The 16,186-nt window shown below is 72.4% G+C and carries 14 protein-coding genes, 1 rRNA gene and 2 pseudogenes; 4 read left to right on the forward strand and 13 right to left on the reverse strand.

Features of this window, described 5'->3' with window-relative positions; translation table 11 throughout:
* Positions 1 to 132 (reverse strand): 16S ribosomal RNA (locus tag BMX97_RS30240); the annotation flags it as partial.
* Positions 133 to 577: 445 nt separating this feature from the next.
* Positions 578 to 1,510 (reverse strand): 2-hydroxyacid dehydrogenase, encoded by a 933-nt coding sequence (locus tag BMX97_RS30245; RefSeq protein ID WP_091754832.1) that lies wholly within the window; start codon positions 1,508 to 1,510, stop codon positions 578 to 580.
* A 347-nt stretch (positions 1,511 to 1,857) separates the two neighbouring features.
* On the opposite strand from BMX97_RS30245, the gene BMX97_RS30250 reads away from it, so the two are divergent.
* The 3 genes from BMX97_RS30250 (at position 1,858) to BMX97_RS30260 (ending at position 5,263) form a co-directional block, all read left to right on the forward strand.
* On the forward strand, positions 1,858 to 2,526 hold the full coding sequence (locus BMX97_RS30250) for a haloacid dehalogenase type II (protein ID WP_091754833.1): 669 nt from the start codon (positions 1,858 to 1,860) through the stop codon (positions 2,524 to 2,526).
* 332 nt (positions 2,527 to 2,858) lie between these two features.
* Positions 2,859 to 4,319, forward strand: coding sequence for an NAD-dependent succinate-semialdehyde dehydrogenase (locus tag BMX97_RS30255; protein WP_091754834.1), 1,461 nt, complete (start codon positions 2,859 to 2,861; stop codon positions 4,317 to 4,319).
* A gap of 89 nt (positions 4,320 to 4,408) precedes the next feature.
* Positions 4,409 to 5,263: a GNAT family N-acetyltransferase gene (locus BMX97_RS30260; protein WP_091754835.1), complete on the forward strand. Its 855-nt coding sequence runs from the start codon at positions 4,409 to 4,411 to the stop codon at positions 5,261 to 5,263.
* Positions 5,264 to 5,492: 229 nt separating this feature from the next.
* Here BMX97_RS30260 and BMX97_RS30265 read toward each other — a convergent pair whose 3' ends face one another.
* The 5 genes and pseudogenes from BMX97_RS30265 to cynS form a co-directional block, all read right to left on the reverse strand.
* On the reverse strand, positions 5,493 to 5,990 hold the full coding sequence (locus BMX97_RS30265; RefSeq protein WP_280142829.1) for an Lrp/AsnC family transcriptional regulator: 498 nt from the start codon (positions 5,988 to 5,990) through the stop codon (positions 5,493 to 5,495).
* A 278-nt stretch (positions 5,991 to 6,268) separates the two neighbouring features.
* Positions 6,269 to 6,529 (reverse strand): annotated as a pseudogene (locus BMX97_RS30270) (CoA-binding protein); the annotation flags it as partial.
* 72 nt (positions 6,530 to 6,601) lie between these two features.
* Positions 6,602 to 6,856 (reverse strand): hypothetical protein, encoded by a 255-nt coding sequence (locus tag BMX97_RS34040; RefSeq protein WP_244538725.1) that lies wholly within the window; start codon positions 6,854 to 6,856, stop codon positions 6,602 to 6,604.
* A pseudogene (locus BMX97_RS30275) lies at positions 6,853 to 7,701 on the reverse strand (ABC transporter substrate-binding protein). Before BMX97_RS30275 ends, BMX97_RS34040 begins: the two are co-directional and overlap by 4 nt.
* 345 nt (positions 7,702 to 8,046) lie before the next feature.
* Positions 8,047 to 8,535, reverse strand: coding sequence for a cyanase (gene cynS / locus BMX97_RS30280; protein WP_060849863.1), 489 nt, complete (start codon positions 8,533 to 8,535; stop codon positions 8,047 to 8,049).
* Between the two features lie 238 nt (positions 8,536 to 8,773).
* Here cynS and BMX97_RS30285 point away from each other — a divergent pair, with 238 nt between their 5' ends.
* On the forward strand, positions 8,774 to 9,241 hold the full coding sequence (locus BMX97_RS30285; protein WP_091754837.1) for a four-helix bundle copper-binding protein: 468 nt from the start codon (positions 8,774 to 8,776) through the stop codon (positions 9,239 to 9,241).
* Positions 9,242 to 9,314: 73 nt separating this feature from the next.
* Here BMX97_RS30285 and BMX97_RS30290 read toward each other — a convergent pair whose 3' ends face one another.
* From BMX97_RS30290 to BMX97_RS30315, 6 genes are read right to left on the reverse strand one after another with little or no spacing between them, the layout of a single operon-like run.
* Positions 9,315 to 9,992 carry a class I SAM-dependent methyltransferase gene (locus tag BMX97_RS30290; protein WP_091754838.1) on the reverse strand — a complete coding sequence of 226 codons (678 nt, stop codon included), beginning with the start codon at positions 9,990 to 9,992 and terminating at the stop codon, positions 9,315 to 9,317.
* Entirely contained in the window at positions 9,989 to 11,083 is a 1,095-nt protein-coding gene (locus BMX97_RS30295) for a glycosyltransferase (RefSeq protein WP_091754839.1), read from the reverse strand. The genes BMX97_RS30290 and BMX97_RS30295 overlap by 4 nt, the downstream gene beginning before the upstream one ends.
* Positions 11,080 to 12,006 (reverse strand): galactosyltransferase-related protein, encoded by a 927-nt coding sequence (locus BMX97_RS30300; RefSeq protein WP_091754840.1) that lies wholly within the window; start codon positions 12,004 to 12,006, stop codon positions 11,080 to 11,082. The genes BMX97_RS30295 and BMX97_RS30300 overlap by 4 nt, the downstream gene beginning before the upstream one ends.
* Positions 12,007 to 12,045: 39 nt before the next feature.
* Positions 12,046 to 13,194, reverse strand: a complete 1,149-nt coding sequence (locus BMX97_RS30305; protein ID WP_091754841.1) for a glycosyltransferase — start codon at positions 13,192 to 13,194, stop codon at positions 12,046 to 12,048.
* A gap of 13 nt (positions 13,195 to 13,207) precedes the next feature.
* Positions 13,208 to 14,092: a glycosyltransferase family 2 protein gene (locus tag BMX97_RS30310; protein ID WP_177202405.1), complete on the reverse strand. Its 885-nt coding sequence runs from the start codon at positions 14,090 to 14,092 to the stop codon at positions 13,208 to 13,210.
* Entirely contained in the window at positions 14,082 to 16,154 is a 2,073-nt protein-coding gene (locus BMX97_RS30315) for an HAD-IIB family hydrolase (protein WP_091754842.1), read from the reverse strand. Before BMX97_RS30315 ends, BMX97_RS30310 begins: the two co-directional genes overlap by 11 nt.
* Positions 16,155 to 16,186 lie beyond the last annotated feature (32 nt).

Genomic DNA, 16,186 nt, shown 5'->3' on the forward strand with positions numbered 1-16,186 from the left:
ATTCCGAACCGAAGGGCACGTTCCCACGCGTTACTCACCCGTCTGCCGCTGACCCCGAAGGGCCCGCTCGACTTGCATGTGTTAAGCCTGCCGCCAGCGTTCGCTCTGAGCCAGGATCAAACTCTCAAGTTGAAGAGCTGATCATAGCTGATCACAATAGTAACGGAGGCTCACGACCGATCGGCGTTTCCACCTGATCGTGTGAGCACCGAAACGTCGGACCAGCATCATCCTACTCACGACCAGACCCGAAGATCCGATCCGCAGGGACGACGCCGTCCACGCTTCTCTTTCTCGTATGAACTTGTCAAAGAGCCGATCCGGTCGAAGCCGGATCTCGACCTTCTCGGAAACGGAAAGCAGCGCCGGGTTGCCCTGGCCCTTGCTTCGTCGTCTCTGGGGAGGTACGGCGCGGCGGCCAGTTCGTCGGCGCCCCGTCGGTGAGCGGCTGTCTAAGGGTAGCCGGCTCCCCTGTCAACACGGGGCCGGGGGGATCGCCGAGACGACGACGGCCCGGGAACGGGATCGACGGCACCGACGGCGTGCCCGACACCGTGGGGCGTCTCGAGGGCCTGCGCTAATAGCCCTGTCCGCGATCGATCGCATGGGGGATCGGCTCGCCGCGCAGATGTGCGCGCACGCCCTGTATCACCTGCCGGGCGGCGCCGGCGGGCTGGGTGGCGCTCGCGACATGCGGGGTCACCATCACGCGCGGATGCGAGAGGAGCGGATGATCGGCCGGTGCCGGCTCCGCCGCGAGGACGTCGAGGATCGCACCGCCGAGCCGGCCGCGGTCGAGCGCGGCGAGGAGGTCGGCCTCGACGACGTGGCCGCCGCGACCGGTATTCACCAGGCTGGCGCCGTCCGGCAGGCGGTCGAACAGGCGGTGATCGAGGAGCCCTCGCGTCGCCGGCGTGAGCGGCAGCAGGCAGACCAGGATGTCGGTGCCGGCGAGGAAATCGCCCAGGGCGGCGTCCCCCGCGAAGGTCTCGATCCCGGCGAGGTCCTTCGGCGTCGCGCTCCAGCCGCGGACCGGGAAGCCGAAACCCGCCACCGCCCGCGCCGCGGCCTGGCCGAGGACGCCGAGCCCCATGATGCCGACCCGGCGCATCGCCGCCGGCCGCACGGCCCGGGGCGTCCAGCGCCCGGCGGCCTGCTCGGTGCGGTAGAACGGCAGGTCGCGGTGCAGCGCCAGCACCGCCATCGTCACGTATTCGACCATCGAGGCAGTGAGATCCGGGTCGACCATCCGCACCACCGTCACGGCGGGCGGCAAGGCCGCGACGGGGAGGTGGTCGATGCCGGCGCCGATGCAGAAGAGGGCTTCGAGCCGCGGCATCGCCCGCGGCAGGTCCTCGGGCGGCGTCCAGGCGACGAGGAAGCGGGCCTGCGCGGTCTCGCCCTCGGGCGCCCAGTCGACGAGGCGCAGGTCCGGGGCCTCGCGGGAAAAGATGTCGTGCCAGACGGCACCCCGGACCGGGTCCGACTTGTAGGCGATGAGGGTGGTCATGGCGGACCTCGGTGCGTGGGGTGTGGCGGCCGGGAACGGCGCTCCCTCCCGCCACGATACCGGCATCGGGTCGCAGGGAAGGCCGAACGGAACGGGTTCGCAGGGAGAATCGTCGCGCCGGCCGGCTGCGTGGCGGCACAGGCTGCCGCACGAGATCTCCACCCCGGTCCCGGACGCCGCGTCATCGGGGGGGGGCGTTTCCCGCCGTGGCCGCCCCGGCAGGACCTGCCGTGCGGCGGCGGCGAAAGCGCAGGATCGCGGCTTTCGGGACCTCCACAACGGCGTCGCGCCGCCGTCGGGGCGCCGTAGGGTTCCATCACGGCTGAACCCCCGCAGGGAGATCCCCGATGGCCCGCCTGGCGCCCAAGTACATCACCTTCGACTGCTACGGCACACTGATCTATTTCGAGATGGCGCCCGTCGCCCGCCGTCTCTACGCCGACCGGGTGCCGGCGGAGCGGATGGACGCCTTCGTGGAGGATTTCTCCGCCTACCGCCTCGACGAGGTGCTGGGCGCGTGGAAGCCCTACAAGGACGTGGTCGCCAACGCGCTGGTCCGCACCTGCAAGCGCAACGGCGTCGAGTACCGCGACAGCGACGCCGACGCGGTCTACGCCGCCGTGCCGACCTGGGGCCCGCATCCCGACACGGTCGAGGGACTGGCGAAGGTCGCCAAGGAGTTCCCCCTGGTGATCCTGTCGAACTCGATGAAGGACCTGATCCCACACTCGGTCGCCAAGCTCGGCGCGCCGTTCCATGCCGCCTACACCGCCGAGGAGGCCCAGGCCTACAAGCCGCGGATGCAGGCCTTCGAGTACATGCTCGACCAGCTCGGCTGCGGCCCCGAGGACGTGCTGCACTGCTCCTCGAGCTTCCGCTACGACCTGATGACCGCGCACGACATGCGGATCATCAACAAGGTCTTCGTCAACCGCGGCCACGAGCCGGCGAATCCCTATTACGGCTACCACGAGATCAAGGACATTCGCGGCTTGCCGGGGCTGCTCGGCCTGTAACCGCGGCGGCCCGGCTGCCGGCGGCACCGAGCGCGCCCGGAGCCGGATTCTGAACCTCGACGTCCCAGCTACGCCTTGCCGCCGGGACGTCGCCGTCCGGGACCGCCGCGGCTTCGACCGCCCCGGCGCACATCCGCACGACGGACGGCACCGCGTGTTCGCGGGAGCGCCGCGCCGCGACCGCCGAGGTCCGTGCCATCGACCGGCCAGCCCCGACCTTCCACCCGGACGGCCCGGCGTCGCCAGGGTCTTCCCGCCTCGATCGTCGCCGTCCCGCTGGCCCCCGGATCGCGGCCAGCCCCGCTGGCGCGACACCCGCTTCGGAGAGTGCCATGTTCACCAAGGACAGCCTGCGCGATCCCGCGCTCCTGCGCTTCCAGGCCTTCGTCGCCGGCGAGTGGCGCGACGCCGGATCCGGCGGCACCCTGCCGGTCGCCGACCCGGCGACGGGAGAGACCCTCGGCACGGTGCCGGATTGCGGCGCCGACGAGACCCGCGCGGCGATCGCCGCCGCCGAGGCGGCCTTCCCGGCCTGGCGCCGCACCGCGCCGGCGGAGCGGGCGGCGATCCTCGAGCGCTGGAACGCCCTGATCCTCGCGAACGCCGAGGACCTGGCGGCGATCATGACCGCCGAGCAGGGCAAGCCGCTGGCGGAGGCCCGCGGCGAGGTCGCCTACGGGGCGAGCTTCGTGAAGTGGTTCGCGGAAGAGGCCCGCCGCATCACCGGCGACGTCTTCACCGCGCCGGTCGGCGACCGCCGGGTGCTGGTGCTCAAGGAGCCGGTCGGCGTCTGCGCGGCGATCACGCCGTGGAACTTCCCGATCGCGATGATCACCCGCAAGGTGGCCCCGGCCTTCGCCGCCGGCTGCCCGATCGTGGTCAAGCCCGCCGACCTGACCCCGTTCTCGGCGCTCGCGCTCGCGGTGCTGGCCGAGCGGGCCGGGGTGCCGAAGGGCGTGTTCAGCGTCGTCACCGGGCAGGCCGCGCCGATCGGCGCCGAGATGACCGGCAGCGAGACCGTCCGCAAGCTGTCCTTCACCGGATCGACCGGTGTCGGCCGGCTGCTGATGGCCCAGTCGGCCCCGACCATCAAGCGGCTCAGCCTCGAGCTCGGCGGCAACGCTCCGTTCATCGTGTTCGACGACGCCGACCTCGACCTCGCGATCGCCGGCGTGATGGCCTCGAAGTTCCGCAATGCCGGCCAGACCTGCGTCTGCGCCAACCGCATCCTGGTGCAGGACGGCATCCACGACCGCTTCGTCGCCCGCCTCGCCGAGGCCGCCGCCGGGCTTCGGGTCGGCAACGGCTTCGAGGCGGGCGTCGCCATCGGTCCGCTGATCAACGACGCCGCCAGCGCCAAGGTCATGGCCCATCTCGACGACGCGCTTTCCCGGGGGGCACGGCTCGTCGCCGGCGATCCCGACGCCGTGCGCGGCCGCTTCGTGCCGCCACTGGTGCTGACCGGCGCCGATACGGGGATGCGGCTCGCCGTCGAGGAGACCTTCGGGCCGCTCGCCCCGCTGATGCGCTTCTCCCGCGAGGAGGACGCGATCGCCATCGCCAACGCGACGCCGTTCGGCCTCGCCTCCTATTTCTTCACCTCCGACATCCGCCGGGCCTGGCGGGTCGGCGAGGCGCTGGAATTCGGCATGGTCGGGCTCAACACCGGCACCGTCTCGATGGAGGCGGCGCCCTTCGGCGGCGTCAAGCAGTCGGGGCTCGGCCGCGAGGGCTCGGCTTACGGCATCGACGAGTACCTCGAGCTGAAGTCGCTGCACATGGGCGGTCTCTGACCGTCGCCCCTTTGCGGCGCCCCGGTCGCCGGTGCAGAACCGGGGCGTCCTTCCCGTTCGACCGGCCCGCATCACGGAGAGACCGCCCGATGACGAACTCGGCCACGATCGCCCTGACGACGATCCGCCCGCTGACCGAGGCCGACATCGAGGCGGTGCACGGCCTCTCGGTCGAGGTAGGCTGGCCGCACCGGGCGGACGACTGGCGCCTGGTGCTGGAGCTCGGCCACGGCGTCGTCGCCTGCGACGATGCCGGTCGGGTGATGGGCTCGGCGATGTGGTGGCCCTTCGGCGAGGGACTGGCCACGATCGGCATGGTGATCGTCTCGCCGCGCATGCAGGCCAGGGGCACCGGCCGGCGGGTGATGCGGGAGATCTTCTCGGCGGCCGGCTCGCGCGTCCTACGCCTCGTCGCCACCGCCGCGGGCCAGCGCCTCTACGAGTCCGAGGGCTTTCGCGCCACCCGCATGATCGCGCAGTACCAGGGCGTCGCCGACGCGGCCGCGGCGGTCGCCGACGGCCGGGTGCGGGAGGCGCAGGAGGCCGACTGGCCGGCCATCGCGGCCCTCGACGGCGAGGCCTATGGCGGCGACCGCAGCCGGATGCTGGCGGCGCTGCGCCGGGTCGGGCGGACCTTCGTCCTGGAGGAGGGGGGCCGGATCACCGGCTTCTCGATCTGCCGGCCCTTCGGCCGCGGCCACGTCGTCGGTCCGCTCGTCGCGCCCGATGCCGCACAGGCGGTGGCGCTGGCGAGCCCGCACGTGCGCGCCCATGCGGGGAGCTTCCTGCGCCTCGACACCCCGGAGCGCGACGGTCCCCTCGTCGCCTTCGCGGAGGCCTGCGGCCTTGGCAACGTCGACCGGGTCGTGCAGATGACCCGCGGGACGCCGCCCGCGACCGGGCCCGCCCGCGTGTTCGCGCTCACCAGCCAGGCTCTCGGATAGTGCATCTTCCGGCGCAGCGGGGTCGGATTCGTCGAAGGAAAATGCGGCTCCTGCGGACCGTTCGCCGGGGCGGGACGGGCGGGCGACAAATTGGAATTGCCCTGCATCGCCCGTGCCGCGCCGCCGAAGACCTCGCCCGGGTCGCCGGACGAAATACGGGGCCATGCGGGTGGCACCCGGTCACGGCGATCAAGCGCGATATCGGCTCTCGCAGGACGTCGCGCCGGCCTCAGCGTTCCTCGCCGAACAGGGTGGCGAGCGGCAGCTCGGACTTCACGATCGGCGTGCGCAGCACGATGTAGCTGAAATACTTGGCGATGCCGACGTTGCGCTCGAGCAGCGCCTCGATCACGTCCTGGTAGTGCGACAGGCCGCGGGTGACGAACTTCACCAGGTAGTCGTAGCCGCCGCTGACCAGATGCCCCTCCATCGCCTCGTCGACCTTGCGCAGGGCCTGCTCGAAGCGCTGGAAGTATTCCGGCGTATGGCCGTTTAGCGTGATTTCCGTGAATACCGTCACGGTCTCGCCGAGCTTCGGCAGGGCGATATGGGCGCCGTAGCCGGTGATGTAGCCGGCCTGCTCCATCCGTTTGACGCGCAGCAGGCACGGGCTCGCCGACAGACCGACGGCCTCGGCCAGGGTCACGTTGGTCATGCGACCGTTCCTCTGCAGCTCGATCAGGATCTTCATGTCGATCCGGTCGAGCCTGGTCGTCTGCTGGTTCACGAAGGAGCTTCCCGGTTCCAGCCCTGCGGAGGATCGCGCCGGGGAGGACGGCGAGGCCGTAACGGCTCGCGGAAACGGTCGCGCGACGCCTCTGGCCGAGGGCATGCCACCATGTCAGACTCTCCGGCTCTTGTCATGATGCGGCCTCGCGATGGGCGGCAATTCCGGGGGCCTCGGTGCGCGTTCGAGCAAAGACTCGAGTCGCATAAGGTAGGTTATGGAACCGCTGTATGACCGGGCGATGGCCGGTGCATCGGCTCGGCGGCGGGACTCTTGCGTCATTCCCGGCGCAAGGCGACGAATGCACCGGCCGTGAACAGGATGGCAAAGCGCGTGCCCCGCGCGCCCAGCTCCTCGACCGCTTGGAGCGCTGCCGCCCCCGGCACCGCGATCACCGCCACGTCGGGCGCCTGCGGCAGGTCCGCCACGGAGGGGAAGCAGGCGAGTCCCTGCACCTCGGCCCGGTTGGGATTCACCGGTAGGATCGCGCCCCGGAAGCCGGCGCGCAGCATATAGGCGATCGGCCGGCCGCCGATGCGGGTCGGGTCGGCGAGGCACCGACGATCGCGACCGCGCCGGGCCGGACCAGAGCGGCGAGATCGGCGGCGGGCTCAGTTCCGGACATACGGGCACCCGCCTTCATCGAGCGGCCGGAACGCCTCGTCGCCCGGCACCGTGGCGACGAACTCGTAGAGGTCCCAGCGGCTCCCCGACTGGGACGGCGTCTTGAAGCGCATCAGGACCATGTCGTGGACCATGCGGCCGTCGGCCCGGACCTTGCCGCCCTGCGCGAAGAAGTCGTTCACGGGAGTCTCGCGCATCCTCGCCATCAAGGCGGCGGCCTCGGTGTTGCCGGTGGCTTTCACCGCCTCCAGGTAGGGGTGAGCGCCGAGGTCACGCCGGCCTGGTAGGCGGTCGGCATCGCCTTGCGCAGGGCGTAGAACCGCTCGGCATAGGCCCGGGTCTCCGGCGTGCGGTCCCAGTAGAAGCTGGCGGTGAACAGCGCGCCCTGAACCGCTTCGAGGCCGAGGGACGCGACGTCGGTCAAGGTCACCTGCAAGGCCGCGACGGTCTTGTCGGACTGGGTCAGTCCGAATTCGTGCGCCTGCTTGACCGCGTTGGCGAAGTCGCTGCCCGCGTTGGCGAGCGCGATCACCTTGGCGGGCGATCCCTGGGCCTGGAGCAGGAAGGACGAGAAGTCGGGATTGTTGAAGGGGTGGCGGACCTTGCCGAGGACCTGCCCGCCCGCCGTCTCGACCGCCCGGGCCGCGTCGCGCTCCAGCGCATGACCGAAGGCGTCATCGGCGGTGAGGAACTACCAGGATTTTTCGCCCCGGGCGACCAGGGTCTTGGCCGTGGCGTTCGACGAGGCGTAGGTGTCGTGGGTCCAGTGCACGCCGGTCGGCGAGCACGAATTGCCGGTGAGGTCGGAGGAGCCGGCGCCGGAGATCAGGAAGATCTTGCCGCGCTCCCGCGTCACCGCCTGGACCGCGAGCGCGACCGCGGAATTCACGCCCTCCGCCGCCACGTCGACGCCCTTCGTATCGATCCAGTTGCGCACGATGATCGAGGCGATGTCGGGCTTGTTCTGATGATCGGCCGAGATGATCGCGATCCGCCTGCCCAGAACCGTCGGGCCGAAATCCTCGACCGCGAGCCGCGCGGCGGCGACCGAACCCTCGCCGGTGCCCTCGATGTACGGGCCGCTCATGTCGGCGATGATGCCGATCCTGAGCACGTCGCCGTCGGCGCGGGCCGTCACCGGCGCGAGGACCGCGGTCCCGGCGCGTCCACACCATCGCTCCGGCGCCACGCGCCCCCGGAGCCCGTCGGCTGCGTGCCATCCCGGTCCTCCCACGATGTCCGGCCTTGTCCCGGGCCGCGAGCGGATCGGGCGTTATCATTCGGTCCGCTGAACGCTGTCCTGGACCGCAAAAGACGGACGCGGCAAGGGGGCGCCGGGATGGGGGCTGCGCCGGAGCCGCGGCGGCGGGGCGGGCGGCGGCGAGACGCTTCGTGACGGCCGGCGCCCGCTGGGCGCCGGTCGCTTCCCGCCTCAGCTCTCCTTGAAGCCGTATTCGGGCACGCCCTCCTCGTTGCCGTAGTACTTGTAGGGCAGGAACTTGCCCGACAGGTTCATCTTGACCCGGTCGCCCTTGTTGTTGGGCTCGCGCTCCATCGTCATGTTGAAGTCGATCGCCGACATGATGCCGTCGCCGAATTCCTCCTGGATCAGCTCCTTCCAGGTGGTGCCGTAGACCATCACCAGCTCGTAGAAGCGGTAGATCAGCGGGTCGGTCGGGGGCATCGACGGGATCGAGCCGCGATACGGCGCCTCGTTCAGCATCCGCTCCTCGGCCTGGGTCAGGCCGAACAGGGCGGCGGCTTTGGCGGCCTGGGCCTTGGGCAGCTTCATCTGGCCCATGCAGGCGGCGGTGATCAGGATCGGCGAGATGCCGCCGATCTCGTCCTGGATGTGCTTCCAGGTCCAGCCCTTCTCGCGCTTGATGTCGAGCAGCTTCTCGGTGAGGTCTTCGCGCTTCATGGGTCTCTCCCTCGGCGAGTGTCGTAAAGCCTCGAAGGCGACGGCAGCGCGCGGCGTGTCCCCCCTCCTCGGCGTGCCGCCGTGGAGGCAAGCCCCGCGCCATTCGCTACCCGGGATCGGCGTGCCGGGACCGGCGCATGGTGCGCCGACGGGCGGCGGACGAGACCGGTCGCCGCCGCGATGTCGCGCGTGTAGTAGGGCGTGCCCCAGGGGCAGGGACCGAGAAGGACGGATCGACATGGAACGACGGCAATTCATCGCGGCGGGCGCGCTGGCAGGCCTCGCGGGCGGCGCGGCGACGAGGGCCGCGGCGGCCGATCACGCGCACGACCACGATCACGGATCGGCGCCGGCCGGGGCACCGCACGACCATCCGACGCGGTTCGCCGCCCTCGCCGCATCGAGCGCCGAATGCGTCGCCACCGGCAACGACTGCCTGCGGCACTGCTTCGCCATGCTGGCGATGAACGACGCCCGCATGGCGGCGTGCACGCGGTCGACCTACGACCTCGTCCATGCCTGCGCGGCGCTTCAGACGCTGGCCGCCGTCGATTCGCCCCGCACCCCGGCGATGGCCCGGGCCGTGGCCGAAATCTGCACCGCCTGCGAGGCGGAATGCGCCAAGTTCCCCGACATCGCCGAGTGCCGCGCCTGCCGCGACTCCTGCCGCCGCTGCGCGGCCGAGTGCCGGAAGATCGCCGCCTGAGGCGGGGACGGGCACCCCGGCGGAGGCGCGCCAGGCCTCGCCGCCGGGGTGCCCGCGGGACGATCCGCCGGGATCACGCGGCGGCGAGCGGCTTCAGGAACTTGGCCTTGCCCCGCAGCGACCACGGCCCCGCCAGCCCGTGCTCGGCGCAGAACGCGTCGACCGCCCGGGCGACGCCGGGAAATTTCCCGCCCTGGCTGTCGTAATCGTCGGCGATGAACAGGCCGCCGGGGCGCAGGACCGGCCACCATGCCCGCAGGTCGGCCGCCACCGAGGATTCCTCGTGGCCGGCATCGAGGTGGATCACGTCGGCCGACAGCCCGCGCAGGCGCATCAGCTCGACGGCGTTCACCGAATCGAGCGGGAGCGGCACCACCCGATCGCGCATGCCCTCGTGCAGGACGTTGGCCAGGAAGGTGCGGTAGAGGCTCGGATAGCCGTGCTCGGGACTCAGCTCCGCGAACAAGGCCGGGTCGGCCCAGTGGTCGACGGCGCCGAGCCAGGTGTCGACCGCGATCACCGTGCCGGACACGGCGTGCTCGGCCATCGTCCTGGCGAGATAGAGCACGCTCGCCCCCTTCCAGGCGCCGATCTCGACGACCGTGCCGGGCCGCCACTCGCGCACCGCCTCCTCCAGGTAGGGGTGGATGCTGCGCCAACCCTGGAGGTCGAGGGGGCGCAGGGCCTCGGGCGGGTTCGCGAACGGATCGCGGCCGTGCCACAGCGCGTCGATGATCGTCTGGCGGGTCATGGTGCGGCTCGGGATGCGGGAAACGGGGAAGACGCGTCGCCGGCGCGGAGTGCCGCGTAGAGCGCCTCGCAGCGGTCGAGCCAGCGCTCGCGGGTGAACAGGCGCAGCACCCGCTCGCGCGGGATCTCTCGCGGGATGGCGAGCGCCGCCGGGATCGCCCCGGCCAGCGCCGCGGCATCCTCGGACGCGACCAGGCACCCGGCCTCGCCGACGACCTCCGGGGCCGCGCCGCGGACAAAGCCCGCCACCGGCAGGCCGCAGGCCATCGCCTCGATCGCCGCGAGCCCGAACGGCTCGTCCCAGCACGGGGTGAACAGGAACAAGGAGGCGCGGGCCAGTTCGGCGGCGAGCGCCGCTCCGGCGAGATGGCCGCCGTAGCGGATCGCCCCTCCGAGGAGCGGGCGGATCCCCGTCTCCCAGTAATCCGGTTCCTCGATCGGGCCGAACAGGGTCAGGGGCAGGCCGGCGCTCCTCGCCGCCGCGATCGCGTGGTGGGCGCCCTTCACCGGCGTCAGGCGCCCGCTCCACGCGGCGCTGCCGTCCCCCTTCGCGCCGAAGGGCCAGGCGGCGGGATCGATGCCGTTGGGCAGGACGGACGCCTCGGGCGGGGCGCCGTCCGGCCACCAGGCGGCGAGGTGGGCGGCCGAGGTCGCGGTCAGGCGGTGGTGCGGCGACGGGCTATCGTGCACGAACCAGTGGAGCGCGTCGTAGGGCGGCGCGTGCAGGGAGGTGAGCGTCGGGACGGCGTCGGTGCGCCGCCGTTCCAGCGGCAGCCGGCTCAGCGAGTTGTTGTGCACCACGTCGAAGCCGCCGGCGCCGATCCGGTCGAGCGCCGCCGCGTAGGCGGCGTCGACATGGGCGCGTAGCCCGGCATCGCCCCGGTGCTCGAGGCCCGGGAAGCTCTTCTCGTGGTGGACCGGGCTCACCGGGTCGAGGGAAAAGCGCGGGTCGCTGTCGCCGGAGGCGAACAGCACCACGTCGTGGCCCCGCGCGGTCAGCCCCTCGGCGAGGTGCCAGCAATAGGCCTCGAGTCCGCCCGCGAAGGGCGGCGCGATCGGATGGCGCAGATGGGTAAGCAGCGCGATCCTCACGCAGGCACCGCGTCCTGCACCGGCGCCTCGCGGGCCTCGATGGCGCGGATGACGGAAGCGGAATTGGTGTAGGGCTGGTGGCCCTGCTGGCCGGTGAGCGCGAGGTCGCCGGCGTCGGGGCGGCGCAGGATGCGGATCGGCCGGTCGGGGGTGTCGTCGATGAGGCCCATCACCCGGAAGGCGTGGAGCCAGTGCCCCATGGTGCGGTAGCCCCACTTGGCCTCGAACAATTCGGCGTTGCGCACCACGCTGTCGAGGTGGTGGACCGGCGGCATGTGGTGGGGGTGGTACTGGTGATAGGCGAGCCCGCCCTTCATCCAGGCGATCGGCAGGCCGCGCTGGTCGAGGGCCTTGCCGAAATCGGTGTCCTCGCCGCCATAGCCGGTATAGCGCTCGTCGAAGCCCCCGGTGGCCAGGAAGGTGGCGCGGCGGATCGCGAAGTTGAGCGACCAGAAGCAGCGGTAGTCGCGGCAGATCTCGAGTCCCGCGGCCGGGGGCCCGCGGCGGTCGGAGTGCTTTTCCGCGACCCCGGCCAGGCCCTCGTAGGTCCAGGCGCCGAGGGTCGCGGCCTCGGGCAGGTGCAGCACCTCGCCCATCAGCAGGCCGTCGAGGGCGGCGAGCCCCTGCGCGTAGTCGGCGACGAGGTCGGGCGCGGGGATGCAGTCGACGTCGAGGAAGACCACGGCGTCGCCGGTCGCGGCCGCGACGCCGCGGTTGCGCGCGGCGGCGAGCGGCAGGGCCTCGCCCGGCACCCGGATCTGGCGCACGGGCACCGACGACGCGGGCAGGTCGTAGAGGTCGTCCTGCATCACCGCGACGATGAACTCGACGGGGGCTTGCGTCTGGCGCTCCAGGCCGCGCAGGACATTGGCGAGATGCGCCGGCCGGCCCTTGGCCAGGGTCACGACGGAAACGGTGGACATGCGGGCTCCGGGCTCCGGCAAGGGGGGATCGGACGGGTTTTAGCCGGCCGCGACGACGCGCAGCGGGGCGGCGGCCTGCTGGGGCTCGGCGGCGCCCTGCCAGAGCGCGTCGGTCAGCCCCTCGAGCCAGCCGGCAGCGCGCGCGGCGGCGTCCGGCGCGTAGAGGCTCCGCAGCGCCGTCCCGTCGAGGGCGCGGGCGCGCGCGAGGAGGTCGCGCCAACCCTGGAGGTCGCCGGGCCAGACAGGCGCCTGGACGGCGGCGCCGAGGCGCACCAGGGCTTCCGCCTTGCGGGTCTGCTCGCCGAAATAGCGCCATTCCGGCATCACGATCAGCCGTCCGCCGACCCGGGCGACCTCGTGCACCGTGTTGTCGCCGGCCGAGGCCACCACGATGTCGGCCGCCGCCAGGTAGTCGGTGACGGACGGCACCCAGCCGAGCTCGCGCAGGTTCGAGAAATCGGTCTCGTGGCCCTCGCGGTGGGTCGGCCCGAGGGTCAGCCACAGGGCGTCCGGCGCTGCCCGGGCCGCGACCGTGAGGGGCGCGTAGGGCGTGCCGCTGCCCCCTCCCCCGGTCACCGCCACGACGATCTCGCGGTCGGGATCGAGCCCGAGCCGCGCCCGCGCCTCGGCCTGGTCCGGCACCCGGTCGACGCTGGTGCACAGCCCGCCGCAGTAGAAGGTCTTGGCGCGCAAGTGCGCCGGGTAGTCGTCCTGCTCCAGCCTAGGATCGAACGGCGCCAGCATCCCGACGCAGGCCTCGTAGGACCCGACATGGCCGATATCCTGGCGATCGCCGTGCATCCGGATCTGCACCGCCGGCACGCTGGCGATGCGCGACAAGAGCGCGATCTCCGCCGAGACGTCGACGACGAACAGGCCGATCCCGCGTTCGTCGAGGTGGTCGAGGATCTGGCGCATCGTCCGGCGCATCTCGGCGAGGCCGAGGGGCACGCAATGCATCACCTGCGGCGTCGGCTCGGCGTAGAGGCGCGGGGTCGGCACCGCGGCGCCGATCATGTTCGGCAGGGCGACGATCTCGATGTCGCGGGAGAACCCGTCGAACAGGTGGGGGCCGGCCGTCAGCACCGAGACCGGGCGGTCGCGCGCGAACTCGGCCGCCACCGCCATCGTGCGGTTGGCGTGCCCCCGTCCCTGGTGGTGGACGAAGAATGCGATCGGCTTCTTCATGGTCTCTCGGTCGTCAGGAGAACAGGGCGTCGGGCCGCGAGGCGGCGGCGATCTCGGATTCGGTCGGGGCGCGCAGCAGGCGGATCGATTCCGCCTCCTCGTCCCAGGTGATCAGCCCGGCGTCGCGGAACTGGCCGAGCCAGTAGGTCATACACCAGCGCCCGTGCCGGGCCCGGAAGCGCGTCGCGTTGGCGAGGATCGGTTCGAAGTGCTGCAGCGGCGGGACGTGGACCGGGTGGTGCTGGTGATAGGCCCGCGCGCCCCCGACCCAGAAGGTCGGCAGGCCGCTGCCCGCCAGGCGCGCCGCGAGGTCGGTCTCCTCGCCGCCATAGCCCGCATACGTCTCGTCCATGCCGCCGACCGCGTGCCAGGCCCGGGCGGCCAAGGCGAAGGACAGGCCCCAGAGCTGGCCGGCATCCGGCTCCGGGCGGATCCCCGCCGCCGGCACCGGGGGCCGGGCCGGGTGGACGCGGCCGAGCCGGTCGAGGGTCGCGTCGTCGGGCGCGGCGAAGGCCGCCGGCAGGCCGCCGGGCGGCAGGTACAGGACCTCACCGAGGAACAGCCCGTCGGTCCGCGCCGCCGCCGCCGCATAGGCGGCGACGAGGTCGCGGCTCGGGATGCAGTCGACGTCGAGGAAGACCAGGAGGTCGCCGCAAGCCGCCTCCGCCGCCCGGTTGCGGGCACCGGCGAGCGGCATCGGCTCGCCCGGGACGTGCAGGTGGCGGACCGGGCAGCCGGGATCGGGCAGGTCCGGCTCGGCCTCGGGCTGCATCCAGGCGATGACGAATTCGCGCGGAGGGGCCGTCTGGCGGGCGAGCCCGCGCATCAGGTGGCGCAGCCGGTCGGCCCGGCCGCGCACCAGGGTGAGCACGCTCACCGCGCCGGGTTCAGCCGGCATGGGCTTCGAGGACCTGGGACGCGAGCACCCGGCGGAAATGGCCCACGCCCTCGATGATGCCGCGGGCATGCGAAGCGCGGGCAACGTAGGAATGCTGGAGCGCCGCGTGGCCGGCGAGGTCGTCGGAATAGTTCGCCACGATGATGGCTTGCGCGCGGGCGCGCAGCATCTCGACGTCGTTGCCCGAATCGCCCGCGACGAACACCGCCCGCTCGGGCAGGCGGTAGAGCGCGCGGACGTGATCGACGGCGGTGCCCTTCGAGGCCCGCTCCGGCAGCACGTCGAGGTAGCGGCCGTGGCTGTGGATCACGCTCGCCCGCAACCCCGCCAGGGCGAGCCGGGCGCGGACCCGGGCCGCCGCGGCGGCGTCGCCGAAATAGCTCAGCTTGAACGCGCGCTGCTCCAGGGGGCCCTGGGGCGCAATCCCGTCGAGGCCGTCGAGCGCGGCCTGCATCGCCTCCCGCTCCCAACCGGCCGCGACGGTCTCGCGCCAGGCCGCGTCGGCCGTGTAGGTCACGCCGTTCGCGTCGAGATGGTAGATCTCGGAGCCGACCGAGGTGATCATCACCTGCGGGCGCGGGCTGTCCTGCTGCTCCAGGATCGCCATCGCGCTGTGGAACGAGCGCCCGGTCGCGACCCCGAAGGCGAGCGCGGCCTGCCGGCTGCGCCAGCGGCGGAAGGTGCTCAAGCCGGCCCGGCAGCCGACGAGCGTGTTGTCGATGTCGCTGATCAGGAGCTGGCGCGGCGCCCGCATCGGCGGCACGGGGGCGTGCAGCGCCCGCAGCAGCGCGTGGTAGCGCGCGGCGTGCCTGTCCCAGTCGTAGGCCGCCGCCGCCCGTGCCCCACCGGCGACGCAAGCCGCGTAGAAGGCCGGATCGTCGAGGATGCGCAGGGCCGCCGCCGCGATGGCGTCGGGCTGGCGCGGATCGACCAGGATTCCGTTTCCGCAGGTCTCGACGATGTCGTTGGGCCCGCCGCTGTCGGTCGCGACGAGGGGCAGGCCGGCGGCGGAGGCCTCGAGCAGCGTCAGCCCGAACGGCTCGTTCAGCGCCGGGTTGACGAACAGGCCGCCGCGCACGCGGGCATGGGCGTAGAGCGCCGGCACGTCCTCGGGCCGGTGGGTCTTCGGGTAGGCGACCCGGCCGTAGAGGTCGTAGCGGTCGATCAGCACCAGGAGGTCGCGCATCGTCGCGGCCATGTCGCCGTCGAGCGCGTCGATGTCCTGGCGGGTGCCGGCGATCAGGACGAGGTTCGCCCGCGCCTGCAGCTCCGCGCTCTCGCCGTAGGCCCGCACCAGGGCCGCGAGGTTCTTGCGCGCCACCGGGCGGGCGAGCGCCAGCAGCACCGGCTTCCCGGGCTCGTGCAGGAAGCGCGCGAGCGTGGCGTCGACCCGCGGGTCGGGCCGGCTGTCGGCGAAGCGGGCGAGGTCGCTGCCCGGCGGCAGCACCCGGATCCGGCCGGGATCGTAGGCATCGTAGCCGGCGTACTGCACCTCGGCCTCGTCACGCGAGGAGGCGACGACGAGGCTCGCTCGGGACAGCGCCCGCTCCTCGGTGGCGATCCGGCGGGCGAGGTCGGAACGGTTCGCGGCCCCCTCCCCCAGCGTCGCCGCCTTGACCCGGCCGAGGGAGTGGGCGGTGAACACGAACGGGATGCCGAGGCGCTCCTCGACGATCGCCGCCACCGCGGCGGCATCGGCGTAATGGGCGTGGAGAAGGTCGGGCGCGCGCGCCTGCGCGCCGATCCAGGCGATCAGGCTCTCGGCGAGGCTTGCCACCTCCGCGTGCATCTCCTCCTTGGTCCGGTAGCCCGGGGACGCGCTCGCCAGCCGCACGAGCGCGACCTTGTCGCCGAGGCGCTCTTCGGGCACGGCGTAGTCGGGGCCGGGCGGACCGTCGAAGCGCCGCGTCGCCACCACGATCCGGTCGATCCCGGGATCCTGGGCCGAGGCGGCGACGAGATCGAGCAGGTAGCGGATATGGCCGCCGGTATCGGCGGTGAGCCCGTAGACGACATCCCGACCGCGCAGGCAGCCCTGCAGGGCGACGTGCAGAACGAACATCACGCCGCTGCCGCAGCAGAGGCGCCGCAAAG

The organism is Methylobacterium sp. ap11, assembly GCF_900110515.1.
In the GTDB taxonomy this organism is placed as follows: Bacteria; Pseudomonadota; Alphaproteobacteria; order Rhizobiales; family Beijerinckiaceae; genus Methylobacterium; species Methylobacterium ajmalii.

Excerpts from the sequence above, each read along its gene's own strand:
- BMX97_RS30245 (WP_091754832.1), bottom strand. The coding sequence starts at position 1,510 with ATGACCACCCTCATCGCCTACAAGTCGGACCCGGTCCGGGGTGCCGTC.
- BMX97_RS30250 (WP_091754833.1), top strand. The coding sequence starts at position 1,858 with ATGGCCCGCCTGGCGCCCAAGTACATCACCTTCGACTGCTACGGCACA.
- BMX97_RS30255 (WP_091754834.1), top strand. The coding sequence starts at position 2,859 with ATGTTCACCAAGGACAGCCTGCGCGATCCCGCGCTCCTGCGCTTCCAG.
- BMX97_RS30260 (WP_091754835.1), top strand. The coding sequence starts at position 4,409 with ATGACGAACTCGGCCACGATCGCCCTGACGACGATCCGCCCGCTGACC.
- cynS (WP_060849863.1), bottom strand. The coding sequence starts at position 8,535 with ATGAAGCGCGAAGACCTCACCGAGAAGCTGCTCGACATCAAGCGCGAG.
- BMX97_RS30285 (WP_091754837.1), top strand. The coding sequence starts at position 8,774 with ATGGAACGACGGCAATTCATCGCGGCGGGCGCGCTGGCAGGCCTCGCG.
- BMX97_RS30290 (WP_091754838.1), bottom strand. The coding sequence starts at position 9,992 with ATGACCCGCCAGACGATCATCGACGCGCTGTGGCACGGCCGCGATCCG.
- BMX97_RS30300 (WP_091754840.1), bottom strand. The coding sequence starts at position 12,006 with ATGTCCACCGTTTCCGTCGTGACCCTGGCCAAGGGCCGGCCGGCGCAT.
- BMX97_RS30305 (WP_091754841.1), bottom strand. The coding sequence starts at position 13,194 with ATGAAGAAGCCGATCGCATTCTTCGTCCACCACCAGGGACGGGGGCAC.
- BMX97_RS30310 (WP_177202405.1), bottom strand. The coding sequence starts at position 14,092 with ATGCCGGCTGAACCCGGCGCGGTGAGCGTGCTCACCCTGGTGCGCGGC.
- BMX97_RS30315 (WP_091754842.1), bottom strand. The coding sequence starts at position 16,154 with ATGTTCGTTCTGCACGTCGCCCTGCAGGGCTGCCTGCGCGGTCGGGAT.